This window comes from Nocardia sp. NPDC056100 (assembly GCF_042266325.1).
GTDB lineage: Bacteria > Actinomycetota > Actinomycetes > Mycobacteriales > Mycobacteriaceae > Nocardia.
In genome coordinates, this window is sequence record NZ_JBHJVY010000008.1 from 23,115 (window position 1) to 46,416 (window position 23,302).

Below are 23,302 nucleotides of genomic sequence, written 5' to 3' on the forward strand. Positions count from 1 at the left end.
GGAGCCGTTACCGCTCGTCCGGCGCGTCGCGGAAGCCGACCTCGCGGTCCGTTGAGCGGGTGAGCACTCGCCCGGGATGGCAGCGGCTCCGGCGCGGCGAACACTGAGACTCAGATCACATGGCCGCGTCCGAATGGTCCCGTCGCGAACCGGGCGGTACCGGGCCACTATCCTGGACGCATGGCAGCAGGTAAGGGCGGCAATAACCCGTCGAAGGAAGCGAAGGCCGCGGCTAAGGCGGCGCGCAAGCAGGCGTCGAAGGAACGCCGCCAGCAGCTGTGGCAGGCGTTCCAGATGCAGCGCAAGGAAGACAAGCTGCTGCTGCCGCTGATGATCGGCGCGTTCGTCGGTGTGACGGTGCTGTTCCTGGTGGTCGGGTTGATCTTCGGGTTGCAGTGGTTCCTGCTGCCGATCGGATTGCTGCTCGGCGCGCTGGCCGCGTTCATCCTCTTCGGCCGCCGCGTACAGAAGAACGTGTACGCCAAGGCCGAGGGACAGGCCGGAGCGGCGGCATGGGTGCTCGACAACCTGCAGGGCAAGTGGCGGGTGACGCCGGGCGTCGCGGCCACCACCCAGCTCGACGCGGTGCATCGCGTGGTCGGACTGCCGGGCGTGGTGCTGGTCGCCGAAGGCTCGCCGCAGCGGGTGAAGTCGCTGCTCGCGCAGGAGAAGAAGAAGGTATCGCGACTGGTCGGCGATACGCCGATCTACGACGTGGTCATCGGCAACGAGGGTGATCAGGTGCCGCTCAAGGAGTTGCAGCGGTATCTCACCAAACTGCCGCGCAATATCGACGCCAAGCGGATGGACCTCATCGAGGGTCGGCTGTCGGCGCTCGCGACGCGCGGCGGACCGGCGCTGCCGAAGGGTCCGCTGCCCGCGGGCGCGAAGATGCGTGGCGTGCAGCGCAGTATTCGCCGCCGCTGACGTCATCGAACTATCGAGGCCCCACATCCTTCCGGATGTGGGGCCTCGCTCATTTTCCGGCGAAGAGTCCGTCGGCGAAAAAGTTCGGTCGCGCGGGAATGATCCGTGAACCACTAACCTTCTAACTATCGATAGCCGGTTATAAGGATCGGCGCGAGCGTTAGGACACAGCGATGACCACCGTGCGACACCACACCCGCGAGATCCAGGGCCAGCAGGTCTTCTATCGGGAAGCGGGCGATCCGGCTAACCCGACACTGGTACTGCTGCACGGGTTTCCCACCAGCTCCGCCATGTTCCGGCCGCTGCTGAGGGAGCTGAGCGACCGCTACCACCTGATCGCGCCGGATCACATCGGGTTCGGGCAGTCGTCGATGCCGCGCGTGGACGAATTCGAGTACAGCTTCGAGAAACTCACCGCGATCACCCTGGAACTGCTCGACACTCTCGGCATCGAGCGGTTCGCGCTGTACATCCAGGATTACGGCGCGCCGATCGGACTGCGCATCGCATCCCGCAATCCGGAACGGGTCACCGCGCTGATCGCGCAGAGCGGCAACGCGTATCTCGAAGGGTTCACCCCGTTCTGGGAGCTTCTGTTCGCGCACGCCGAGGATCGGGTCGCGAATGAGGCGGCGGCGCGGGAGCTGCTCACGGCCGACGCCACGAAATGGCAGTACACGCACGGTGTTCCGGCCGACCGGCTGTCGCTGATCAGCCCGGATACCTGGACGCTGGATCAGGCGTATCTGGATCGCCCGGGCAACAAGGAGATTCAGCTCCAGCTCTTCGTCGATTACAAGGTCAACCTGGACAGCTATCCGGCCTTCCAGAAGTACTTCGCCGAATACCAGCCGCCCACCCTCATCACCTGGGGTGCGAATGACGAGATCTTCGGAGCCGACGGCGCTCGCGCCTACCTGCGCGATCTCCCCGACGCCGAACTCCACCTCCTGGACGCCGGACACTTCGCTCTCGAATCCCACGGCCCCGAAATCGCCTCGCTCATCCGCGATTTCCTGGGCCGCAGCCTGTCCTGACCAAAATCAGGGGGTAATGGCATCCCGCGAGAGCTCCGCGCCGCCATTACCCCTTTACCGAGCGGCCGACTATTCCTCGGGAATCGGGAGGCAGAGGGCCGCGCCCTCTCCCAGATCGAGCCAGCGGCCGGACGGCGTGGTGGTGATGCGCAGGACCACCGCCGAGCAGTGCGAGCAGCGGGCCACGGTGCCGGGGCAGCAGAAGTAGACCAGGGCTCGGGCCACCGGTTCCACCACTCCGCATGCGCCGCAACGACATCCGCAGGAGGTGAGGTCGGCGGCGAAGATCTCCGAGAGCAGCCCGGCCAGGACATTGCCGTCGAGATAACCCTTCGGGGAGGTGTACTGGGGCGACATGGCTACCTTCCCGTCGGTCCGAAGCGTTCGGTTCTGATCAGAGCCGGATCGTGCCCGGCGGAAACCAGTGCGGCGGCGGCGAATTCGACGAAGGGGGTCGGTCCGCAGACGTAACAGGTGACATCGGCGGCGGGCGGCAGGGAGTGCTTCGCGATCTCCTCCGCCGTCAGCCTGCCGGGGGCACGGGCATCGCCCGGCGGGGCGCTTCGGCTGTAGGCGAGGAAGACGTCGATATCCTCGCCATGCACCACGAAACCCTTGGTGGGCGTGCCTGATTCGAGCACACTGGACGCACCCGACAACGAGGTGCGGCCGGGGTCGAGACCCATTGGATCGAGGCCGAAAAGCTCATCGCGGTAGTAGACGTCCTCCGGGGTTCGGAGGGCATAAATAAGCCGGAAGGGGTTGGGCGAAGTCGCTTTTCGGCGGGCTCGGAGGATTGCCGCCAGGGGGACGATGCCCGAGCCGCCCGCGATGAGGGTGGCCGGGCCGCCGATGTCCGGATTCCAGGTGAACCAGCCGCCAACGGGCCCGCGCGTCTCGATCCGCGCGCCGAGGGGGAAATCGTCGACGAGGTAGGTGGAGACTTCGCCGTCGGGAACGCGCTGAATGGTGAGTTCGATGTCATCACCATCGGCCGGGGCGGCGAGGGAATAGGTGCGTTCGGCGTGATAGCCGTCGGGTGCCGTCAACCGGACGTCGACGTGCTGGCCGGGAAGGTGACCTGGCCAGCCGGGAACGCGCAGGGTGAGGGTGCGGGCGGATGGGGTTTCGAAGTGGGCGGCGGTGAGTTCCGCGGGCTGCCAGCGCATTTCAGCCGCCGGCCGTCAGTCGCCCTGGTAGCGCTGTTCGCGCCACGGGTCGCCGTAGCTGTGATAGCCCGCGGTCTCCCAGAAGCCGGGCTCGTCGTAGTCGAGCAGGCGGATCGACTTCACCCATTTCGCGGATTTCCAGAAGTACAGGTGCGGGACCAGCAGGCGCGCGGGTCCGCCGTGTTCGGGATCGAGGTCCTGGCCGCCGAAACTGTGCACGATCCAGGCCTTACCGTCCAGCAGGTCCTCCAGCGGGAGGTTGGTGGTGTAGCCGCCGTAGCTGGTGATCGCCGCGAATTCCGCTTGGGTTTCGACGTTTTCGAGCAGGGTGTCGACCGAGACACCCTGCCAGGTGGTGTCGAGCTTGGACCACCGTGTCACGCAATGGATGTCGACGTGCGGTTTGCTCTGCGGCAGCGACATGAATTGCGGCCAGCTCCAAGCGTATTGGCGGCCGGTCTCATTGGTGACGGTGAATTGCCAGCGGTTCAGGTCGACGCGCGGGGTGGGGCCCGCGGACAGCACCGGGAAATCCTCGGTCAGGTATTGGCCGGGCGGCAGCCGGTCGGTCTTGGGCCGGGGTCGGCCCTGGAAGCCTGGCGAAAAGACATTCATGTGATCCCTCCGGCGGTACGGGGTACATGGCCGCGTCTGCCTCGCGGCATCTGAAAAGACTACGCCCCACCCGACCGGGAACCCGGCCTTTCGGGCGCGGGATCACCCATTTCAGCGGACGTGCGAGCCCAGGAAGCGCACGACGTCGGGGGTGATGGTGCTCCAGTATTCGTCGTTGTGCGCGCCCGGCGTCACCAGCGCGACCTCCAGCCGGGCCCGGCCCATGAACTGGCGGCAGCCGTCGATGAAGCGGTCGCGGTCGCCCACCCAGACGCCGGTGGGCGACGGGCCGAGCTTGGCGATGTTCTGCAGCGGGTCCAGGGCGGACCATTCCTCGGCGGTGGCGAACGCGTTGCGCTTGCTCATCTCGTTCCACGAGGTGATCAGACCCGGCGAGATGGCGGCGATGGCATTGGTGGGACGGCCGCGTTCGGCGCGACGGCGGCCGTAGACGAGCGCGCCGAAGCCGCCCATCGAGGTGCCCGTGCAGGCGAAGGGTTCGGTATTGAGCCCGCGCGCACCGAGCCAGCCGGGTGCCTCGTCGAGCAGCATGGTCATCGGGTCGTCACCGGAAAAGTGCTGGTGCCAATAGTTGTCGCCACCGTCGATGGCCATGAATCCGAAGGCGGGCACCAGGCGGGCGGCCACCGCCGCGGCGAGCACCCCGCCGATATCGCCGATGGCGGCGGTGCGGGCGGTGCCGTGCAGACCGTGCAGCAGCAGCGACATGGGCAGGCCCTCGGTGGGCACACCCGGCGGCACAATGGTGATGACATCCACCTGACGCCCGCGCGCGGCCGAGTACACGCGATCGGTGCGGACGATGGGTTCGATGCCGAAGATGGTTTGCGGACCGTGCGGCAGGGCATTCTGCAGACTGTCACCGTCGGGCGCGGCGTTGACGCCCGCGCTCACCGCGGCACCGGTGGCCGCCAAGCCCAGCAGACCGGTGGTCGCGAGCAGCGACCGCCGGCTGAAACTCCGCGCGGCAGCCCGGTAGCCCGTACCCATCGATCCTCCATCAGCACATCAACAGCTATCCGCCGATTCGCAAGCTCATCGAGCGCGCCCCGGCGGACCGCCTGCGACCCTACCGATCGAAGGCAACACGGGGTGAACAATGGGCTACGGCCGCACGGACATTTACATGGCAAAGCCATGATGTACCTGGATGTATGAGTTATTCATGAGGATTCGGATCCCGCCGAATCGAATGGACGCGCTGTTCAGCGGCTGTAGACGAGGGCGGTTCCGGTGGCGCGGTCGTGCATGCCGCGGCCGTCGCCGTCGGTGAAGAGGGCGGGCACCACGAATACCAGGATCGCTTGCCGGGCGAGTGCTCGAACGAATCCGACCGGTCCGTCGATATCAATGCGGCTGACCCGGATGCGCAGGAAATACTGGCCCGGGGTGAACCCGAACAGCGTCACCGTGGCAATCCCCAGCACGAACCACACCCCGAGATTGGGCGTGGCGAGCGAATTGATGATCACCTCGAAATGCGAGGGCGGCGTCTTGCCGGGATTCGCGCTGACGAATTTCGCGATGAGCGCATCGGCATTGGGGCGGACCAGAATCGCGGTCAAACCGAGCGAGATGAACCAGTCCAGGATCAGCGCCGGAATGCGCCGTGTCATCGGAGCGAGCGCTCCCACACCGGTTTTCGGCAGCCCCAGTTCCTTGCCCTGGTAGTCACCGGACGGGCTGTCTCCGGAATCGGCGTTCGGTCCGGAGAGCCAGGAGCCGGTGATGCGTGCCATGGGTCCACCTTATTCGCCGCCGCTCCCCCGGTATCCGCACCCCTGCCTCGCACGAGATGCGCGGACGCCGAATCGGTGCGAAGCTACCTCGCACATGCCGACGACCGGACGGCATGCGGGTTAACCGGACGGCTGCCGCGAGCGGTGAGGATTCTCACGGCCAGCGCGCCCGACACGGCAAGACCCCTATCTTTTCGGAGTCTTATCGGTGTTGCGACCGAGGTCGATGGCAGGATATCGGTGCTGGTCGAACGCCACTCGGCGACCGACGCGTGCGCTCCGGACCCTCGGGGACACCGCCGAACCCCCGGCCAGCTGTACGTGTAACACTGGCGAAACACAGCCTTGATTGCGGGGAAACACGGCGTCCATAGCGTCTGGTCGCGACGAACCCATGCAGTTGAACTGGCTGGGAACCGATCCGTAAGGAGTACTAAGTGGCGTTCAGCACGGCCGACGAGGTCATCAAGTTCCTCAAGGAGGAGGAGGTCGAATACGTCGACGTACGGTTCACCGACCTCCCCGGAGTGCAGCAGCACTTCTCGATCCCGGCGAAGGCTTTCACGGCCGATCTGGCTGAAGAGGGCCTCGCGTTCGACGGTTCGTCCGTCCGCGGCTTCCAGTCGATCGACGAGTCGGACATGCTGCTGCTGCCCGATTTCAGCACCGCTCGGATCGATCCGTTCCGTGCCGCGAAGACGCTGAACCTGAACTTCTTCGTGCACGACCCGTTCACCCGTGAGGCGTACTCCCGCGACCCGCGCAACATCGCGCGCAAGGCCGAAGAGTTCCTGCGCTCGACCGGTATCGCCGACACCTGCTACATCGGTGCCGAGGCCGAGTTCTACATCTTCGACTCGATCCGCTACGACTCGGCCATGAACGGTTCGTTCTACGAGATCGATTCGATCTCGGGTTCCTGGAACACCGGCGCCGAGTACAACTCGGACGGCACCCCGAACCGTGGCTACAAGGTTCGCAACAAGGGTGGTTACTTCCCGGTCGCGCCGTACGACCATTACGTGGATCTGCGCGACAAGATCTCGACCAACCTGCAGAACGCGGGCTTCGAGCTGGAGCGCGGCCACCACGAGGTCGGCACCGCCGGTCAGGCCGAGATCAACTACCGCTTCAACTCGCTGCTGGGCGCCGCTGACGACCTGCAGCTGTTCAAGTACATCGTGAAGAACACCGTGTGGCAGGAAGGCAAGACCGCCACCTTCATGCCGAAGCCCCTCTTCGGTGACAACGGCTCGGGCATGCACGCCCACATGTCGCTGTGGAAGGACGGCAAGCCGCTGTTCCACGACGAGGCCGGTTACGCGGGTCTGTCGGATCTGGCGCGTCACTACATCGGCGGCATCCTGCACCACGCCCCGTCGCTGCTGGCGTTCACCAACCCGACGATCAACTCGTACCACCGTCTGGTGCCGGGCTACGAGGCCCCCATCAACCTGGTGTACTCGCAGCGCAACCGCTCGGCTGCCGTGCGTATCCCGATCACCGGTTCGAACCCGAAGGCCAAGCGCATCGAGTTCCGCGCGCCGGACTCCTCGGGTAACCCGTACCTGGCGTTCGCCGCCATGCTGATGGCCGGCATCGACGGCATCAAGCGCAAGATCGAGCCCTTGGCTCCGGTCGACAAGGACCTCTACGAGCTCCCGCCCGAGGAGGCCAAGAACATCCCGCAGGCCCCCACCTCCCTCGCGTCGGTCATCGACCGCCTCGAGGAAGATCACGAGTACCTCACCGAGGGCGGCGTGTTCACCGAGGACCTGATCGAGACCTGGATCGACATCAAGCGCACCCAGGAAATCGCCCCGGTCAACCTGCGCCCGCACCCCTACGAGTTCGAACTCTACTTCGACGTCTAAATCGTCCCCGTAGCACCAGAATTCACGGAGCCCCATTCGCCTCAGCGAATGGGGCTCCGCCCGTTTCTCCGATAGAACATGAGTCATGGCACGTAAACCCCGATCGCTGCGGGAGCAGTTGGGAACACCGACCGGACTCGTGCTGTACCGAACGCCCGATCGGTGGCGATGGGCCGCGTTCTTCGATCGTGGCGGCATTTTGGACGGGGCGTTGGTGACTCCCGCTCCGGGCGCTGACCGATCGGAGGCTCAGGACGAGTTGCGACGGGTGATCGAGGAAGTCTTCCGGTGCGAGCTGCGGTTGAGGTGGGAGACTGCGGAACAGCCTGATCGGTGGGTGGCTGGAGTTGTTGGGGTGGAGTGGGATACGCCCGGTGGGGAGGGAGTCTCGTAGCTAGAATCTGTTCTAGTTCGGGAGATGGAAGGTGTGGTTATGGCGGTTTTGGTTGTTGATGGGGGGCCGTTTCAGGTGAGTCGGGCGGTGGAGGTGGGGGCGCCGGCTGGGGAGTTGTTCGCGATGGTGGGGGATCCTCGGCGGCATTGTGAGGTGGATGGGTCGGGGACGGTGCGGGAGAACATTCGGGTGCCGGAGCGGATGGGGGTGGGGGCTCGGTTTTCTACGAAGATGCGGATGTATGGGGTGCCTTATCGGATGACCTGTGTTGTGACCGCGTATACGCCGGATGAGGTTGTCGAGTGGCGGCATCCGTTCGGGCATTTGTGGCGGTGGGAGTTTCGGGCGTTGTCGCCTACGCGGACGCTGGTGACCGAGACGTTCGATTATCGGGGGACGCCGATCAAGAATCGGGTGAAGTATTACGAGGCAACGGGTTTCGTGCGGGGGAATATCGCGGGGATCGAGGCGACGCTGCAGGGGTTGCAGGATCGGTTCGGGAGCTGAGGTTCGGCGGCCGTCGAGGTTTCGATGGTCGGTAGATTGGGCCGCATGGGTGATGACAGCGTTGTCGATGAAGTTCGGGTGTTGCACGCCGATTTGGCGGAGTGGCTCGGGACGGCGGGGGCCACGGCGGCGTTGGAGCGGTTCGTCGGACAGTTGGACGGCGAATTCTCGATGGTGACGCTCGAGGGGCAGATCGCTCGGTACGAGGAGCTCAGTGCGGGGTTGCGGGGGGCGGGGAATGCCGCGCCGGGGGTGGCGATCGAGATCACCGATATCGAGGTGCTGCATCGCACCGGGGACGGTGTTGTCGTGCGGTTCAAGGAGATTCATCGGTCGGCGGGCGCGGAAGCCGCGCGGTGGACGACTGCCGTGCTGGTGGCCGATGCGGCGGGGCGCAATGGGTTGCGGTGGCGCAGCGTGCATGAGACCGCCATCGACTGAGCCCGATTCGAGCCCGAGTCCGAGTCGTCATGTGACTGACCGGAATACGAAAGTGTGACTAGTCGAAATATGTTTCGCTAGAATAGCTTTGCGCTCCCACGCGTTCTAGGCGATGCGATTCCACTGCGGTAGAGCCAGTCTCGGTGAGAGGGCCTCGGGTCCTGTTGTGCGGGTGCGGTTCACCGAATCGGATGGGCGCTGGTAAGCCGCGTTTAGCGTCGCGCAGATGAAATTCTTTGATATTGCTCGAAGTCGACGGTCCGCTATCTCGGTTGCGATTGTTCCGCTCGCGGTGGCGATGCTCAGCGCGGGATCGGTCGGGGCGGCAGATGCCGCACCGGACGCCGCCGGTGCCGGTGGCCCCGCCAAGATCGAGTTGCAGGGGGCGGTGAATGTTCGGGATCTGGGCGGATACCGGACCTATGACGGCGCGAAGGTCAAGAGCGGGAAGGTTATTCGATCGGACGCGCTGGGCAAACTGACCGATGCCGATGTGCAGAAGCTGGGGTCGCTGCACCTGCAAACCGTGATCGATCTGCGAACCCCGGCGGAGGTGCAGGCCCTCGGCGCGGACCGCCTGCCTTCGGGAGTTCCACTGGTGGCGCGCGCCATTGACGACACCGGGATGTTCACGAAGATGTACCAGGCGATCGGATCGAAGGATCCGGTGCAGCAGGAGGCATTGCTCGGCGGCGGCAAGGCCGAGCAGATCATGGGCGATGTCTACCGGAGCTTCTTCACACCGGATTCCCTGACCAAGTTCGGGCAGAGTGTGCGGGACCTGGCGAACACCGGCAATGCCACCCTGTTCCACTGCACCGCCGGTAAGGACCGCACGGGCTGGCTGTCCTATGTGACGCTGCGCGCCATCGGAGTGCCCGAGGGCACGGCCCGGCAGGACTATCTGCTGTCGAATCAGTACCGGGCCGCGGCCGATGCCGCACTGCGGGCGCAGCTGAAGCAGGGCGGCATCATGCAGAACCCGGACCTGCTGATCCCGCTGCAGGAGGTGCGTGAGGACTACCTGAATATCGCTGTATCCCAAGTGGATTCCCAGTTCGGCGATTTCGGCAAGTTCCTCACGCAGGGCCTCGGACTCGATGCCGGGACCATCCTGAAACTGCGCAAGAACCTGGTCAGCTGACGCGAGCGGCGTCGAGGGCGGCCAGGTAGCCGAATACCAGGGCGGGACCGATGGTCGCGCCTGGCCCGGCGTAGGTGTGCGCCATGACCGGCGCACTGGCATTGCCCGCGGCGTAGAGCCCTTCGATCACCGAACCGTCGTCCCGCAGTACGCGGGCGGCGGTATCGGTGACGAGGCCGCCCTTGGTGCCGAGGTCGCCGGGAACGAGTTTCGCGGCATAGAACGGACCCTGTTGCAGCGCACCGAGATTCGGATTGGGCCGGTTGCGCGGATCACCGTAGTAGCGATCGTAGGCGCTCTCACCCCGGCCGAAATCCTCGTCACGGCCGGTGTGGGCGAAGGTGTTGAAGCGGGCCACCGTCGATTGCAGCGCGTCCGCCGAAATACCCAGCTTGTCCGCCAATTGCGCCAGCGTATCGGCGCGGGTGAGCGCTCCGGATTTGAACCACCGGCCCGGCAGCGGCTGACGCGGCGGCAGCCCGGCGAACAGATACCGGTTCCGGTAGCGCTGATCGAAAATCAGCCAGGCGGGCAGGTTTTCACCCGGCCCGGGACCGAGCCCGTTCTCACCACCGTACATCCGGTGGGTCGCTTCCACATAGGGCAGCGATTCGTTCATGAACCGTTCGGCGCGATCGTTGACGATGAGACTGCCGGGAAGATTGCGCTCGGCCAGGCAGAACCAGGGCTGACGCGGCAGCCGAATGGACGGCCCCCACCACGAGTCATCCATGAATCGCACTGCCGCACCGAGGGATTGGCCCGCCCGGATACCGTCACCGGTGTTCCCCTGCGCGCCGACCGTCCATTCGGTGCCGATGGGGTCACGCTGATACTGCTTGCGCATGGATTCGTTGTGGTCGAACCCGCCCGCGGCGATCACCACGCCCCGCCGGGCGGTGATGACCTGTTCGACGCCGTCGCGCAGCACCACCACACCGCTGACGCGACCATCCTCGACCTGGAGTTCGAGCACCGGAGTATTCAGTCGCAGTGGAACATTCACCGCGTTCAGACCTTCGCGCAGCATGGCGCTGAGCGCCTGTCCGCGCGCCAGCAGATGCTGCCGCAGCAGTTGCCCCTTCGCCCAGCGCGCACCGATGCGAAGCACCCGGAAGGGCGCGCGCGGATTGCGCAGCCCGAGGTGGAATTGCCGGAAGTCGGCCTGGGTGGCGACGAAATTCTTCGCCGCGGCGGCGTAATCGGGTTCCAGGGTGGCCAGATCGGCACCCACACCCTTGGCGTCGTACGGCTTCGGTTCAACCGAGCGGCCGTGCGCGCGCCCGCCAGGAGCCTCCGGGTAATAGTCGGAATAGCCTGGCACCCACTGCAATTCGAGAGCCGAATGCTCGGTGAGGAAGTCCAGGGCTTCCGGCCCGCGATCGATGTAGGTGTCGATGCGTTCGGCGTCACCATATTCCCCGGTGATCGATTTCAGGTAGGTGCGAGCGGATTCGATATCGTCCGCCGGGGCCTGCCGCCGGAGCACGGAGTTCCCCGGTATCCACACTCCCCCGCCGGAGCGGGCGGTGGAACCGCCCCAGTGTGCGGCCTTCTCCAGGATTATCGCGGATAGCCCATGGTGGGCGGCGGTGAGCGCGGCGGCCATTCCGGCCGCGCCGGAACCGACCACGACCAGGTCGAATGCTTCATCGGACATGTTTGTACCCCAGGTGTGAGTGTGACGGTGAAGAGGTCCGCGCTCAGTGCGCGGTGCGCCACTGTTCGCCGATGACGGCGTTCAGTGCGCCTTCGACGCATACCGGCAGCGAGGCTCCCGGATGGTCGGTGCTGCGCAGCCATTGCAGGTATCCGAATTCGGCGGCGGCGAGCATGAGGTGCACCAGCAGCCCGGGTGTGCTGTCGGCCCGCGGATCACGCGACATGCGTTGTGCCACAAGCTCTATCAGCCGGGCACGGTGTTCGGGGGTGATGAGAGCCACCCGGTCGAGCAGATGCGGTGCGGTGGCGAAGGCGGATCGCCACTGTTCGAGTTCGGCCGCGGCGAGGGTATTGGATCGCGTCAGAATCGACTGTGCCAGTGCGATATCGGCCGGTTCGGCCGCATCGCGCTCCTCGAGCAGCGTGGTGATGCCCGCACCGCCCTCGCGCACCGGTTCGAGCAGCAGATCCTCTTTGCTGCGCACATGCCGGAAGTACGTGCTGGGCGAGATGCCCGCCGCCGCCGCGATCTGCTCGGTGGTGACCTCGTCGAATCCCTTGTGCGCGAACAGTTCGAAGGCCGCGCGCTGTATCTCGGCTCGAATCTGCCTGCGTTGCCGTTCACGTAGTGACATCGGCGTTCCTCCAAGTCGTGCGCGGCTGCGGGATCGACCACCGCGATCTACCACGCCGTGACAGTATCTTGTTTCATGACAGAGACTGTCAAGAAGGAACTTGCTACCGCGCCAAGCTCGCCAGCTCCCGGACCCGCGGGTTGTCGGTGTCATTGCGCCACAGCAGCACCACGTGCACATCGGACATGCCGGTGAACGGTACGAACACCACATCGGGATGGACGAAATGCAGCGCCATGGCGGCGGTGGTCACGAAGACGCCCGCACCGTGCGCCACCGCACCGAGCATTTCGGGTTCGGTGATGGCGGTGATGCCGCGCCGGATGGGCCTGCCCGACGGGGTGACCTCCGGCGGCCAGAAGCTGCGCGCCAGTTCCGGCGGCACCGAGGGCGGGCCGATGATGGTGAGTTCGGCGAGATGCTCGATATCCAGCGAGGGCGCGGCGGCGAGCGGATGTTTGCGGGCGATGGCCAATCGTCGTGGGAAGACCCCGATTTCGGGTCCGACGGTGAGATCGGGCTGTTCCACCGGCAGCAGACAGGTCTGGATATCGACCTCACCGCGACGCAGCGGTCCGTAGACATCGCTCCAGGACAGCTGGGTGAGCGTCACCTCGCAGTCGGGGTAGCGCTCCCGCAGTCGCAGCAGCGGACCGTCCAGCGTGCTGAAGTACGGACCCAGGAATCCGATGCGCAGGCCGTCCGCGGCCGCGCGGGTGCCGACAACCGCGCGGCGCAGATCGTCGAATGCGGGCCGGACATCGCGAAGTAGCCTCTCCCCCAAGGGATTCAACTCGACGCGACGGCTGGTGCGTTCCACCAGTCGCCGTCCCACCCGGCGTTCGAGCGAGCGCAGCAATTGACTCACCCGAGGCTGGGACAGTCCCATCCGCTCGGCGGTGCGGCCGAAATGCAGTTCCTCGGCGAGGACCACGAAGGCTTCCAACTCGAGCGGATCGATGCGGCCGAACTCCACGCCGGTCATCCCGCCCACCCCGGCAGCCGGGTCGCGAGCCCGTCGAGGATGCGCTCCAGTCCATACCGGAACTTGGTCTCGCGCACCGCGCCGATACCCGATTCCGCCCGCGCCACAATGGATTCCCCGATGCGCCGATGCGCGGAGGTGATGCGCTCCAGGGTGGGCAGCAATTGGTCGACGAGTTGCTGTTCGTCCGCACCACTGCGCGCGACCGTGGTGAGCCAGGCCGCCTCGCTCAGGCAGATGCCGACCACATAGCCCATGACGGTGCTGATGGCGGTATCGGTTTCATTGCGCGGGAATTCGGCGGCGTCGAACACCCGGAGCAGGAATTCGTTGAGCCGCAGTACATTCGGCCCCAGATAGGCGAGTCCGACCCCGGGCAGCGCCTCCGCGATCCACGGATGCCGCAGGATCACCTCGCGCATGCTCTCCGCGCAGGTGGTGACCGCCTCCCGCCACTGTCCGGCCACCGCGAGTTCGGGAATGGCGATCTCGCCGTATACCGCGTCGACCGCGAGTTCGATGAGCTGATCCCGGGTGGCCACGTGCCGGTAGATCGAGGTCGCGCCCGCGTTCAGGCGGGCACCGAGGGTGCGCATGCTCAGCGCCGCCATACCTTCGGCGTCGAGCAGCGTAACCGCCTCGGACACAATCAATTCCCGGTTCAGCGCCGGTCGCGGCCGGCGCTGCGGGCGGGTCCACACCGACAGGCCGGGATGCGATGCGGAGATGATGCCCTCCTGCTGCGGTAGCTCCGCTCGACGATCCACCGCACCTCCGTTCCGGCTCGCGGTCGCGCCCGGAGGCGACGGAAACCGCACGCGGATCACAGTAGCGCACAGTGTGCGCATCTGCGAACGATCGACGCAATCGTCCTATGACCAGAGACCGGAACATGCCCCATCAGCGTCGATAGCCGATACGAATGATCAACCCGGTGAACGAGCCGCGCGGGAACCAGCGCGCGAACGTACCTGGCCGACAGGCTGATCAGTCCCGCGGACGAACGCATCCCGCGCACGAACCGATCGAATCTCAACGGACGAACGCACCCGATGAACGGCTAGCCGAGACCCCGGCGAGCGATCGGCCCGAGCACGCTGAGATCGAGATCGCTATTGGCCTCGGTCCAGCCGGAGGCGCGAAGTTCGGTCGGCGAGGCGATACCGAGGGCGTCGTGCAGGCCGATGACGGCCGACAGCGCCAATTCGGCCAACCGGCTCGGCGGGATGGGCCAGAGCAGGGTCTGCCGCCAGTTCTCTATTTCCCGTTTCGGCACCGGAGCGGTCCAGCCCAGCTCGCGCAGCCGCTGGGCGGCGGGTTCCGTAATCGGTTCGGCGAGATAGTAATTGCCGGTGAGCTCGGCGGAAAGCCGGATGTCGAACTGCTGGAACTGAACGTATCGATTTCCGGTCGCGGCAATGACGAGCGTGGCACGCGAGGGTAATTCCGCGAGTACGCGCGCGAGGGCATTCGCGAACACGTCCCAGTCGGTTATCGCCTTCTGGTCGTGCCGCGCCCTGGTGCCCATCCTGGCCGATCATACGCCGTCAGAACCACCGGGACACCGAATAATCATGGCGCACTTGCGCTACCGCCGCGCGATCCCTCCACCGAGCACACCGAGCGGTGAGCAGGCGATCGCGCGCGCGGTGCGTTCATCCGGCGTAAAACTCTGCCGTGCAATGAATTCGCGCAGCTGAGCTCGCATAACACTCAACAAGGCCCCTGATCGCGCCATTGGCAAAGCGTGCACCGAGCTCATCGCACTCCCGTTCTCTTCGATTCTCCCGAAAAGAACACTCTTCCAAACAAAAGCCCAGGTGGCCGTTAATCTCTCGTGAAAATCAGCGCACGAACCATCAGGGCCGGGTCAGGAAGTCGGCGATGAGAGTGCTTGCCATCTCGGGCATTCCATTGTTCTGCCGTTCCGCGGCGGTGATCACGTCGTAGTGGCGATACCCGGGGATCAGCTTGGCGTTTGCGGGCAGCAGACCCGCGTAACCCGCGTTCTGCAGCGGCGAATCACCCGCCAGCAGGGTGAGATTGCGCTGCCCGGCGGGGGTGCTCTGCCAGCGATCGCCGTGCAGCAGGAAGTTCAGCACCCCACCGCTGCGGTTCTGCAGTTGTTGCAGCTCACCGTCCCGGCCGAGGCCGAGCGCGAAGATCGTATCGGTGATGATGCGCAGCGGCGTGAACTCCTCGAAGAAGTCGGTCGGCTGCCAGCCCGGGTTCATGGCGTGCGCGAATTCGCGGATATCGGTGACCTCGTGATCGCGGTCGGTCGGGTTGCCGCGCACCGGATCGATCCCGTCGATGGTGGACGCGGGCACCCGGTCGTAGTTCTTCCATCCGCACAGCTGCCCGTGATCGACCGGGGTGTAGTTCTGCCCGTAGCCGACTCGCATGGGAATGATGAACAGCGTCGGCCCCAGCACCGGCACCGAGGCCAGCCCGTTCGGCACCGGATAGGTCTTGCCCGCGGTCGCGCAGTCGTAGAATCCGAGCCCGGCCTGCATGACGTACTCCGCCGAGTTCTGATCGAACAGCATGCCGAGTTCTGCGGTGTTGGTGAGCCGGAAGTCGCGGGGCAGGTTATTGCCGGTGAACAGGTCCAGATAGTCCTTGCCGTACATGAGCCGCATCCACGGTTCGGCGCGCAGATCGGTCGGCACCAGGGTCTTCAGATCGCTTTCCGCGTCCGGCTGCTGATCGGCGGCCATGGCTGCCAGCTGGTAGGCGTTCATCACCTCGCTGGCGGCCATGACCGGCCACTGCGCCACGCCCAGACCGTTTTTCAGCAGGGCGTCGACCGCGGGCCGCAGCGCGCCGCCCACCGCGGACATGAACGCGTCCAGCGGCGGAACGCCGGAGAAGCCCGCCGGATCGGTCATGGCGAACCCGTCCTCCGGGACGCTGCCGCCGCCGCACAGGTTGAAGCCCGCGTCCTCGACGGTGGCCGGATTCCGATCGAAATCCCATGCCATCATCGGGCCGACGAGGAACGCGCCGAGCGAATGCCCGCCGCAAAAACTCTTGTGCCGGTCCCCGGCATCGGGCAGCAGGTATTGGATCACCACCCGCCAGTCGTCCATGGTGAGCGCCAGCCCGTACTCGCCGAGGTAGCTCAGGTCCTGCGGGGTCTGGTAGCGGTAGGACCGGCCGTCCACGGTTTTGCCGTGGAAGTAGTAGTCCGCCGCGACGCGGTAGTCCCCCGCCTGCTGCGCGGCCGTCCAGCCGGTGTGGTCCTCGGCGCAGTTGGCGCGCCGATCCATCGAAATGTATTCGGCGAACTTGCCGTTCGCGGCGGCCTTGCGAACCACCTGCGGCGCTTGCGGATTCAGGTTCGCCGCACCGGAGAAGGTGCCCGGCTGCATGGTCAGCACGGCGTCCGCGTCGGAACTCCGCTCGGGCCCGCTCCTGGCGCGATATCGGACGAAGGAAATCCAGTCGCACGCTTCGGGATGCGCCATGGTGGAGTACGGGCTCGGATAGTGCAGCCGGACGTAGGTCGCCTCCACATCGTCGCCGAGTCCGGGATCACCGGTGATGGGGCTGATCTCGGCCCGGTCCGCACCGGCCGGAAGCTCCGGTGCGGCAGCCGATTCCGGGATCGGGACGCCCGCGAACAGCAGCAGTGCGGTGACGGCCAGGGGAATCCCGATGGACAGCGCGGTCCTGATGCGTTGGGTGAGCGGCATCGCTCTCCGCCTTCCGGGGTATTCGGTGGTGAATGCTGTTGTCATCGCAGGCTCTTCACGAAATCGGCCAGGGTCTGCGCACTGGCGTCGGGCCTGCCGTCGTTCTGCACCCGGGCCGCGCCGATGGTGTCGACGTGGCTGTAGCCGGGCAGGGTGACCACCTGCGCGGTGGGCGGCGGCGGCACCACGATGCCGACGCCCTGCTGTACGAAACCGTCACCGGCGTAGGCGATATAGCTGGGCTTGGTGCGAGCCATATTGTGGTAGCGCAGATTCGTCATATCCCCGCCGCGCGCACCGCCGTAGCCCGCGCCGATATCGATGAACAGCCGCGCCGGGGTGTAGGTCTCCCAGTACGCGTACGGTCCACCGGTGCCGAGTTGTCTTGCGGCGTCCCGGATATCGGATGCCTCATGATTCGGCGAGGTGTACGGCACATCCCGCACATCGTCGTAGTTCCGCCAGGTGTAGAGCACCGTGGGATCGGTCGGCCGCACTCGCGGCTGCGGACCGGCGACGGCGCGCAGGAAACCGCCGAGCAGCGGAACCTGGGTGACCGAACCCGGTACCGGGAAAGCCTTGTCCGACACCGGACCTCCGGACAGCGCACCGACGCCCTGCTGGAACAGCGCGAAATTGCCCGAGTTGTTGTCGATGAACTCACCGAGCAGCGCGGTATTGGTGAACCGGTAGTCGCGGATATTTCCGGAACCGTCCGCGCCATTGGTGACGAACCCGGACAGTGACCCGGAGAACATGTAGTCCAGCGTCGCGTCGATATCCAGATCGTGCGGAAGATGTTTCAGCAGTTGGCTTTCCGCGTCCGGTTCCAGATGCGCGGCCAGCCCGGCCAGCCGGTAGATCATGAAGGTCCGCGCCCCGACGATCGGCACCGAGACCAGCGCGCGCGGCAGCAGGCCCACATTCGCGACGGCCTTCACCACATCATTGGTCGGCCCGACGATGGCGTTGGTGAGATCGTGCAGGAACGGCGTGTTCTGAATGGCCACCGGATCCGAGGTGATCATGGTGTCCTGCGCGGCGAAGGCGGCGCACTGGTTGTAGCCCGCATCGCGGGTGGTGGCCGGATTCCCGTCGAAATCCCAGTCCGAGAAGAACCCGGTGACCAACCCGCCGAGCGAGATGCCGGTGCAGACATATTTGCGCTGGCGCACAGCCTGATCCGGGATCTCGTTCAGCATGATCTCGTACTGATCCCGGATGACGCGCTCCATACCCATACCGTCGAGCACGGCCAGATCCGGCGACTCCTTGAATCCCGGGAACAGCTTGCCGTCGATCGGCTTGTGATTGAAGTAGTAGTCGACCGCGTCCAGGTAATTACCGGTGCGCAGCGCGTAATCGAATCCCTCGTTCTCGTCGAGGCAGGCGCTGCGCCGCGCCAGCGCCCAGAACTCGAGGTGCTGCCCCGAAGCCTGCGCCGCGGCAACGGTATTCGCGGCGACGCTGTCGGAATTCACCGCACCGCCCATCGCGCCCGGCTGCTGCACGATGACATGGTCCGCATCGCTGGACCGCTCCGGTCCGCCCACCGGCCGATACCGCAAGTACCCGGCGCGATCGCAGGCCGCCGGATGGGCCGGAGCCCCGGCGGGCAGCGGCAGGAAATAGCTGACGCTGGAGACGATCACACCGTCCCGGACCTCCAGCACCCGCTCCTGCCGATCGGTCGCGATGCCGATCGGCTCGGGTTCCTCGGCCGCGGCGCCACCCATCGGCAGCACCGCGGTCGCCACCGCCACGGCGACCGCGAGTACGGCCCATCGCCGCAAATTGTCGAGCGCAGGCACGCACCGGCCCCTTTCGTAAATCCCAATGGCATGACGACGGGCGCGGTGAACCGCTCGACCACATCGTCGACGCACAGCACATCACCGGCGCGTACACGGGCACCATTGACATTTCCGAGAAAGCGGAGCGCACCGATAGTGCATATGCTCAGCCGCGCGCGAGCTCCACGGCCGGGACGTCCGCGGGATCCTCGAATACGACGGCGGGGCGATAGCTGTAATCGTCACGGTCGAATCGGGTGGCCTTGCGATAGGTCTTCAACAGCGACCAGGGGCGAATGTACGGGGATTTGCCCTGGGAATTGACGAAATAGCTGTTGGAGCCCTCGCATCGGGTTTCCAGGTAGTAGGACAGGTTTCGGCCGCTGCGCAGCATGTCGGCATGGAATCGGCGCTGCGACTCGGGGCGCACTTCCACGACGGTCGCACCCCGCCGCCGGGTCTCGTCGATGACGGTGGCGATATGGCGCATGGCGTTCTCCACGAAATAGTGGAAGGCCGTGCCGGTCCAGGAATACGGGCCGATCATGATGAACCGGTTGGGCACCTTCGCGACCGAGGTGCTGTAGTACGCCTGCAGTCCCTCGGTGTTGTAGAAGACGCCGAGATCGAATCCGTCACGGCCGATGACGGTTCCGGGCTTGTAGCTCTCCGGATCGGAGAAGACCTCATAGCCCGTGGCCAGGATCATGGCATCGATCTCGCGTTCCACACCGTCGGCGCCGCGAATGCCGGTCGGGGTGATCTCGCTGATGCGCGCGGTGATGAGGTCGACGTTCTCGCGATTGAGCGTGGGCAGATAGTCGCCGCCCGCCCCGCCGCGAATACAGACGATGCCGAAGTCCGGTCGCAGCACCTGTCGGGTTGCCCTGTCCCGCACCTTGATTCGCACCCATCCGGCATAGGCGTTGCGGCCGACGAGATCGACCGCGCGCGCCGCCGAGCGCCAGAGCGGCGCGGGCGTGTAGATGGCGACCCGCAGCGCCGAATCGATGACGGTCTGGGCAATGCCGTTGGCGATCGCCGAACCGCCGGGCAGTGCGAGCAGGCGCTGCATCCACGGCCGCAGCACGAAATCCGGCTTCGGCAGATACACCTGGGGAGTGCGCTGATAGATATCCAGCCGCTCCACCCGCTCCGCGAGTTTCGGCGCGATCTGCATGGTGCTGGCCCCGACACCGATAATGCCGACCCGTTTACCGGCGAAGTCGTAGTCGTGATCCCACTGCGCCGGATGCATGGAAACACCAGTGTAGGAAGACAATCCGGGGATGTCCGGGGTGGTCTTGGGGTTGATGTACGCACCGACCGCGCTGATCACGAACCGCGCGGTGAGCACCTCCCCGGATTCGGTGTGCAACTGCCACAGTCCGTTCGCGTCATCCCATTCCTCGCGAATGACGTTGGTGTGGAACCGCATTCGGCGCGGCAGGTCGTAGTCGGCGGCGACCTTTTCCAGGTATTCCAGAATCTGATCGCGTTTGGCGAAGAGCCGGTCCCAGTCGGGTTTGCGGGCGAAGGAAAACTGGTAGGTGGTGCTCGGGATATCGCAGCCCGCATCGGGATAGCTATGGCTGTACCAGGTGCCGCCCAGCCCGCCCACGCGGTCGATGATCAGGAAATCGTCGATGCCGATCTCCTGGAGTTTGACCCCGGCGCAGATGCCGCCGATGCCCGCCCCGATGACGATTACCTCGTATTGCGGTGTCATTTCACGCCTTTCCCGGTGCGACGGTTACCCACCGCCGCGGCGGCCTTGCCGTTGGCCTGGACAACTCGCGGTGGCGGTGGGAGGGTCCGCGCGACCTGCCGCACGCGCCGGTCGAACAGCGGGCCGATGCCCCCGATCCGATAGGCGGCGCGCCACAGCGGCGGAGCCCAGGTGGAGAAGCGCAGCGGCAGGCGCGGGGTGACCGCGACCGTCCAGGCCAATCCGGTCCGGTCGTTCCCGATATCGGTGAAGGTCATATCCTCGGCGTACTGGCTGACCAGCAGGTATTGCATCCAGTTCCCGCTCACCACACCGAAGGTGATGCGCCGGTTCGGTTCGTAGCGCCAGAATTTCTCGCGCTCGACCCACAGGAACCGCAGTGGTTCGAAGACCGATCCCATATCCCGCACCACCCCGACCCCGCGCAGGGGCGAGTCGTAGCGCACGCCCAGGCGCGGGAACGGCAGCCAACTCCAGGCGCGATCGTCGTCGATGGCGGTCCACACCGCGCGCACCGGTGCGTCGATGGTGCGCTCGATGGTGAAAACCAGTGCGGCGGTGTCGAAGACCGAATCGTCGACCGGTTGCCGCGCGGCGTGCTGGGTGTGCAGGAATGAAGTGATGCCCGTCATGGAGCGACTCCTTTGTCTCACAACGTCCGATAGCCACGAATGCCGGTCTGACGTGCACTCAATTAGCGGACGAAGGTGTCACTAAACTAAACCGTCCCAGACAGATGCGCAAGAGTCGGATCCCGCGCACCCGCATCCGGCGGCGCCACCGGAACGGGCGCATACGATGTGCTCGATGACCGAACCAGCCAAGCGCGGACCCGGACGCCCCCGCGATGAGCAGAACACCGAGCGGCGCCGGCGCGAGCTGATCGCGGCCGCCTACCGCGTGTTCACCACCAAGGGCTACGCGACGGCCTCCACGGCCGATATCACCGCCGAGATGGGCATCGGCTACGGCACCTTCTACCGCTATTTCGACAGCAAGCGCGCGATTCTGGACGAGGTCGTGGACTACGGCCTGGATCGGCTGCTCACCGAAATCGCCGGGGACGTCTTCGAACCCGCGCTGCTGGACCGCGAGTTCACCGTCGAGGAATTGATCCAGACCTGGTCCGGCGCGGTCGAGCGGATGTGCCATATCGCCGAATCGGATCCGGCGCTGATGAACGCCATGCTGTTCGAACTGCCCGGCATCGACGATGAGCTCAACACCAGAATCCTGGGCCTGGGCGGCATACTCGCGGCGACCGTTGACCGATTCCTTTCCCGGGCAGTCGATTCCGGCGTGATCCGGGACGACGTGGACACAGGCGAGGTGTCCTGGATGCTGCTGGCCCTGACCATTCCGCCGGTCATGCGCACCCTGCAGGGCCGCGGCGGATCGGATCGGCGCGCCTATATCGACGCCGCGATCGCGGTGCTCACCCCGGGCCTGCGCGCGCTCCAGCCGGAAACGGATTAGTCGACACCGACGTCTGTTAATCTCGCAGCTCTCGCCGGAATGAGGTCGCCGATGCCGAACGATATCCCCGTCTCCCGGGCGCGACGCGGCGCCGAACTGGGCAAACTCGTTGCGGGCCAAGCGGTTCGAGGCGCGGGCGTGCGATTGTCGATGGTCCGCGATACCGAGGAACAGCGCATCGCCCGCACCGAACGCGCCCTCGTCGAGGCGGCCGAGGACATCGTGACGGTGCTGGGCAGCATGAAGGGCTTGGCCATGAAGGCCGGGCAATTGCTGTCCATGTTCGATCCGCTGGCCGCGTTCGGCGATCGCGCGGTATCGCCGCGACAGCGGGAACGCTTCCAGCGCAAGCTGGCCGCGCTCTACGACCAGAGCGCGCAACTGCCTTTCGAGCAGATGCGCACGGTCATCGAGGGCGATTACGGCCGTCCGCTCGACGAGGTGTTCGCCGAATTCGACGAAGCGCCGATCGGCGCGGCATCGATCGGCCAGGTCTATCGGGCCCGGCTAACCGACGGCCGCGCGGTCGCGGTCAAGGTGCAGTATCCGGGTATCGATATCGCGATCCGGGCGGATCTGAAGAACCTCGCACTGGTGATGCGACTGCTGCGCGGCGTCGCACCGGCGGTCGCGGATCACACGCTGGTCCGCGAACTCGCGACCCATATCGCGGCCGAGATCGACTACCGCGCCGAGGCCGAACACCATCTGACCATCGCGCGAATCTTCCAGGGCCACCCGTTCATTCGCATCCCGGCCGTCGAAGTCGAACTGTGCACCGCCCGGGTGCTGGTCACCGAATTCGTGGAGGGTCTGCGATTCGACGAGATCACCGCGCTCGGCGATGCCGAACGGGATCGGGTCGGCGAGATTCTGATGCGCTTCTACATCGGATCGATGGTGCGGGAACGACGTTTCACCGGCGACCCGCACCCCGGCAATATCCTGCTCACCGCCGACGGCGGGGTCGCCTTCCTGGATTTCGGGCTGTTCAAGCAGATGGACGCGACGGCGGTGGAATTCGAACTCGACTGCGCCCGCGCGGCTGCGGAGTACCGCGGCGCGGACCTGCGCACACTGCTGGTGGATTACGGTGTGCTGGAACAGCATTCGCCGGTCACACCGGAGGAGTGCCTGCGGCTGATGTACGAGGTGTCGGGCTGGCTGCTGACCGATGCCGAGACCCGCGTCGGCGCGGATTCGGCGTCGAACGCCCTGCTCGCCGTCATCGATCCGCGCCGGGGCTATTTCGACAATCTGCGCCGCGAATACGCCCCCGCCGAACACGCACTCGCGCGCCGCGCCGAATACGGCACCCTCGCCCTGCTGGGCAAATTGCGCGCCACCGGCAATTGGCATCGCATCGCGCGGGAGTGGTCCCACGGCGAGGAATCCCGCACCGAACTGGGCGCACTCGAACAACAATGGCTGCGCGCACGGGCGTGACGGTTGC

The 23,302-nt window shown here is 65.7% G+C and carries 22 protein-coding genes; 8 read left to right on the top strand and 14 right to left on the bottom strand.

All coding sequences use genetic code 11. From position 1 onward, the window contains the following. Window positions 1-180: 180 nt before the first annotated feature. Together ACFC0O_RS43970 and ACFC0O_RS43975 are read left to right on the top strand one after the other, a co-directional pair. Complete coding sequence (locus tag ACFC0O_RS43970) at window positions 181-927, top strand: DUF4191 domain-containing protein (RefSeq protein ID WP_364650561.1); 747 nt, start codon at window positions 181-183, stop codon at window positions 925-927. 173 nt (window positions 928-1,100) lie between these two features. Beyond that, complete coding sequence (locus tag ACFC0O_RS43975) at window positions 1,101-1,967, top strand: alpha/beta fold hydrolase (RefSeq protein ID WP_375968270.1); 867 nt, start codon at window positions 1,101-1,103, stop codon at window positions 1,965-1,967. A gap of 69 nt (window positions 1,968-2,036) precedes the next feature. On the opposite strand, the gene ACFC0O_RS43980 is transcribed toward ACFC0O_RS43975, so the two are convergent. From ACFC0O_RS43980 to ACFC0O_RS44000, 5 genes are all read right to left on the bottom strand, one after another. Next, window positions 2,037-2,324 (bottom strand): DUF6510 family protein, encoded by a 288-nt coding sequence (locus ACFC0O_RS43980; protein WP_375968271.1) that lies wholly within the window; start codon window positions 2,322-2,324, stop codon window positions 2,037-2,039. Window positions 2,325-2,326: 2 nt separating this feature from the next. Next, window positions 2,327-3,136 carry a ferredoxin reductase gene (locus ACFC0O_RS43985; RefSeq protein ID WP_375968272.1) on the bottom strand — a complete coding sequence of 270 codons (810 nt, stop codon included), beginning with the start codon at window positions 3,134-3,136 and terminating at the stop codon, window positions 2,327-2,329. A gap of 15 nt (window positions 3,137-3,151) precedes the next feature. Then, window positions 3,152-3,751 (bottom strand): sulfite oxidase-like oxidoreductase, encoded by a 600-nt coding sequence (locus ACFC0O_RS43990; protein ID WP_375968273.1) that lies wholly within the window; start codon window positions 3,749-3,751, stop codon window positions 3,152-3,154. Window positions 3,752-3,862: 111 nt separating this feature from the next. Next, window positions 3,863-4,762: an alpha/beta hydrolase gene (locus tag ACFC0O_RS43995; RefSeq protein ID WP_375968274.1), complete on the bottom strand. Its 900-nt coding sequence runs from the start codon at window positions 4,760-4,762 to the stop codon at window positions 3,863-3,865. A 215-nt stretch (window positions 4,763-4,977) separates the two neighbouring features. Further along, window positions 4,978-5,511 (bottom strand): RDD family protein, encoded by a 534-nt coding sequence (locus tag ACFC0O_RS44000; RefSeq protein ID WP_364650541.1) that lies wholly within the window; start codon window positions 5,509-5,511, stop codon window positions 4,978-4,980. A gap of 437 nt (window positions 5,512-5,948) precedes the next feature. Between ACFC0O_RS44000 and glnA the strand changes: the two genes are divergently transcribed. From glnA to ACFC0O_RS44020, 4 genes are all read left to right on the top strand, one after another. Further along, window positions 5,949-7,385: a type I glutamate--ammonia ligase gene (glnA, locus tag ACFC0O_RS44005; protein WP_375968275.1), complete on the top strand. Its 1,437-nt coding sequence runs from the start codon at window positions 5,949-5,951 to the stop codon at window positions 7,383-7,385. A 433-nt stretch (window positions 7,386-7,818) separates the two neighbouring features. Then, on the top strand, window positions 7,819-8,286 hold the full coding sequence (locus ACFC0O_RS44010; RefSeq protein ID WP_375968276.1) for an SRPBCC family protein: 468 nt from the start codon (window positions 7,819-7,821) through the stop codon (window positions 8,284-8,286). 45 nt (window positions 8,287-8,331) lie between these two features. Further along, complete coding sequence (locus ACFC0O_RS44015) at window positions 8,332-8,727, top strand: hypothetical protein (RefSeq protein ID WP_375968277.1); 396 nt, start codon at window positions 8,332-8,334, stop codon at window positions 8,725-8,727. A gap of 226 nt (window positions 8,728-8,953) precedes the next feature. After that, window positions 8,954-9,871 (top strand): tyrosine-protein phosphatase, encoded by a 918-nt coding sequence (locus ACFC0O_RS44020; RefSeq protein ID WP_375968278.1) that lies wholly within the window; start codon window positions 8,954-8,956, stop codon window positions 9,869-9,871. Here the strand turns inward: ACFC0O_RS44020 and kstD are convergent. The 9 genes from kstD to ACFC0O_RS44065 all read right to left on the bottom strand — a co-directional run bounded on the left by kstD (window position 9,864) and on the right by ACFC0O_RS44065 (window position 21,005). Continuing rightward, window positions 9,864-11,531 (bottom strand): 3-oxosteroid 1-dehydrogenase, encoded by a 1,668-nt coding sequence (gene kstD, locus ACFC0O_RS44025; RefSeq protein WP_375968279.1) that lies wholly within the window; start codon window positions 11,529-11,531, stop codon window positions 9,864-9,866. The two genes, ACFC0O_RS44020 and kstD, sit on opposite strands and share 8 nt — an antisense overlap. Before the next feature lie 43 nt (window positions 11,532-11,574). Further along, window positions 11,575-12,168 carry a TetR/AcrR family transcriptional regulator gene (locus tag ACFC0O_RS44030; protein WP_375968280.1) on the bottom strand — a complete coding sequence of 198 codons (594 nt, stop codon included), beginning with the start codon at window positions 12,166-12,168 and terminating at the stop codon, window positions 11,575-11,577. Between the two features lie 103 nt (window positions 12,169-12,271). Then, on the bottom strand, window positions 12,272-13,153 hold the full coding sequence (locus ACFC0O_RS44035; protein ID WP_375968281.1) for a LysR family transcriptional regulator: 882 nt from the start codon (window positions 13,151-13,153) through the stop codon (window positions 12,272-12,274). Further along, window positions 13,150-13,920, bottom strand: a complete 771-nt coding sequence (locus ACFC0O_RS44040; protein WP_364650518.1) for a TetR/AcrR family transcriptional regulator C-terminal domain-containing protein — start codon at window positions 13,918-13,920, stop codon at window positions 13,150-13,152. The genes ACFC0O_RS44035 and ACFC0O_RS44040 overlap by 4 nt, the downstream gene beginning before the upstream one ends. A 293-nt stretch (window positions 13,921-14,213) precedes the next feature. Further along, a complete protein-coding gene (locus ACFC0O_RS44045) occupies window positions 14,214-14,681 on the bottom strand; it encodes a hypothetical protein (RefSeq protein ID WP_375968282.1) in 468 nt (155 codons plus the stop codon). A gap of 331 nt (window positions 14,682-15,012) precedes the next feature. Continuing rightward, a complete protein-coding gene (locus ACFC0O_RS44050) occupies window positions 15,013-16,851 on the bottom strand; it encodes a hypothetical protein (RefSeq protein ID WP_375968283.1) in 1,839 nt (612 codons plus the stop codon). A gap of 41 nt (window positions 16,852-16,892) precedes the next feature. Further along, the gene (locus ACFC0O_RS44055; RefSeq protein WP_375968284.1) at window positions 16,893-18,662 is read right to left on the bottom strand and encodes a hypothetical protein; all 1,770 of its coding nucleotides are present in this window, start codon (window positions 18,660-18,662) and stop codon (window positions 16,893-16,895) included. Between the two features lie 148 nt (window positions 18,663-18,810). Further along, window positions 18,811-20,373 carry a flavin-containing monooxygenase gene (locus ACFC0O_RS44060; protein ID WP_375968285.1) on the bottom strand — a complete coding sequence of 521 codons (1,563 nt, stop codon included), beginning with the start codon at window positions 20,371-20,373 and terminating at the stop codon, window positions 18,811-18,813. Continuing rightward, window positions 20,370-21,005 (bottom strand): SRPBCC family protein, encoded by a 636-nt coding sequence (locus ACFC0O_RS44065; RefSeq protein ID WP_375968286.1) that lies wholly within the window; start codon window positions 21,003-21,005, stop codon window positions 20,370-20,372. Before ACFC0O_RS44065 ends, ACFC0O_RS44060 begins: the two co-directional genes overlap by 4 nt. A gap of 175 nt (window positions 21,006-21,180) precedes the next feature. Between ACFC0O_RS44065 and ACFC0O_RS44070 the strand changes: the two genes are divergently transcribed. Both ACFC0O_RS44070 and ACFC0O_RS44075 read left to right on the top strand, forming a co-directional pair. Continuing rightward, entirely contained in the window at window positions 21,181-21,849 is a 669-nt protein-coding gene (locus ACFC0O_RS44070; protein WP_375968287.1) for a TetR/AcrR family transcriptional regulator, read from the top strand. A 51-nt stretch (window positions 21,850-21,900) separates the two neighbouring features. Then, a complete protein-coding gene (locus tag ACFC0O_RS44075; RefSeq protein ID WP_375968288.1) occupies window positions 21,901-23,295 on the top strand; it encodes an ABC1 kinase family protein in 1,395 nt (464 codons plus the stop codon). Window positions 23,296-23,302 lie beyond the last annotated feature (7 nt).

Coding starts and splice junctions, on each gene's coding strand:
- ACFC0O_RS43970 (WP_364650561.1), top strand. CDS start 181: ATGGCAGCAGGTAAGGGCGGCAATAACCCGTCGAAGGAAGCGAAGGCC.
- ACFC0O_RS43975 (WP_375968270.1), top strand. CDS start 1,101: ATGACCACCGTGCGACACCACACCCGCGAGATCCAGGGCCAGCAGGTC.
- ACFC0O_RS43980 (WP_375968271.1), bottom strand. CDS start 2,324: ATGTCGCCCCAGTACACCTCCCCGAAGGGTTATCTCGACGGCAATGTC.
- ACFC0O_RS43985 (WP_375968272.1), bottom strand. CDS start 3,136: ATGCGCTGGCAGCCCGCGGAACTCACCGCCGCCCACTTCGAAACCCCA.
- ACFC0O_RS43990 (WP_375968273.1), bottom strand. CDS start 3,751: ATGAATGTCTTTTCGCCAGGCTTCCAGGGCCGACCCCGGCCCAAGACC.
- ACFC0O_RS43995 (WP_375968274.1), bottom strand. CDS start 4,762: ATGGGTACGGGCTACCGGGCTGCCGCGCGGAGTTTCAGCCGGCGGTCG.
- ACFC0O_RS44000 (WP_364650541.1), bottom strand. CDS start 5,511: ATGGCACGCATCACCGGCTCCTGGCTCTCCGGACCGAACGCCGATTCC.
- ACFC0O_RS44010 (WP_375968276.1), top strand. CDS start 7,819: ATGGCGGTTTTGGTTGTTGATGGGGGGCCGTTTCAGGTGAGTCGGGCG.
- ACFC0O_RS44015 (WP_375968277.1), top strand. CDS start 8,332: ATGGGTGATGACAGCGTTGTCGATGAAGTTCGGGTGTTGCACGCCGAT.
- ACFC0O_RS44020 (WP_375968278.1), top strand. CDS start 8,954: ATGAAATTCTTTGATATTGCTCGAAGTCGACGGTCCGCTATCTCGGTT.
- kstD (WP_375968279.1), bottom strand. CDS start 11,531: ATGTCCGATGAAGCATTCGACCTGGTCGTGGTCGGTTCCGGCGCGGCC.
- ACFC0O_RS44030 (WP_375968280.1), bottom strand. CDS start 12,168: ATGTCACTACGTGAACGGCAACGCAGGCAGATTCGAGCCGAGATACAG.
- ACFC0O_RS44035 (WP_375968281.1), bottom strand. CDS start 13,153: ATGACCGGCGTGGAGTTCGGCCGCATCGATCCGCTCGAGTTGGAAGCC.
- ACFC0O_RS44045 (WP_375968282.1), bottom strand. CDS start 14,681: ATGGGCACCAGGGCGCGGCACGACCAGAAGGCGATAACCGACTGGGAC.
- ACFC0O_RS44050 (WP_375968283.1), bottom strand. CDS start 16,851: ATGCCGCTCACCCAACGCATCAGGACCGCGCTGTCCATCGGGATTCCC.
- ACFC0O_RS44060 (WP_375968285.1), bottom strand. CDS start 20,373: ATGACACCGCAATACGAGGTAATCGTCATCGGGGCGGGCATCGGCGGC.
- ACFC0O_RS44065 (WP_375968286.1), bottom strand. CDS start 21,005: ATGACGGGCATCACTTCATTCCTGCACACCCAGCACGCCGCGCGGCAA.
- ACFC0O_RS44070 (WP_375968287.1), top strand. CDS start 21,181: ATGACCGAACCAGCCAAGCGCGGACCCGGACGCCCCCGCGATGAGCAG.
- ACFC0O_RS44075 (WP_375968288.1), top strand. CDS start 21,901: ATGCCGAACGATATCCCCGTCTCCCGGGCGCGACGCGGCGCCGAACTG.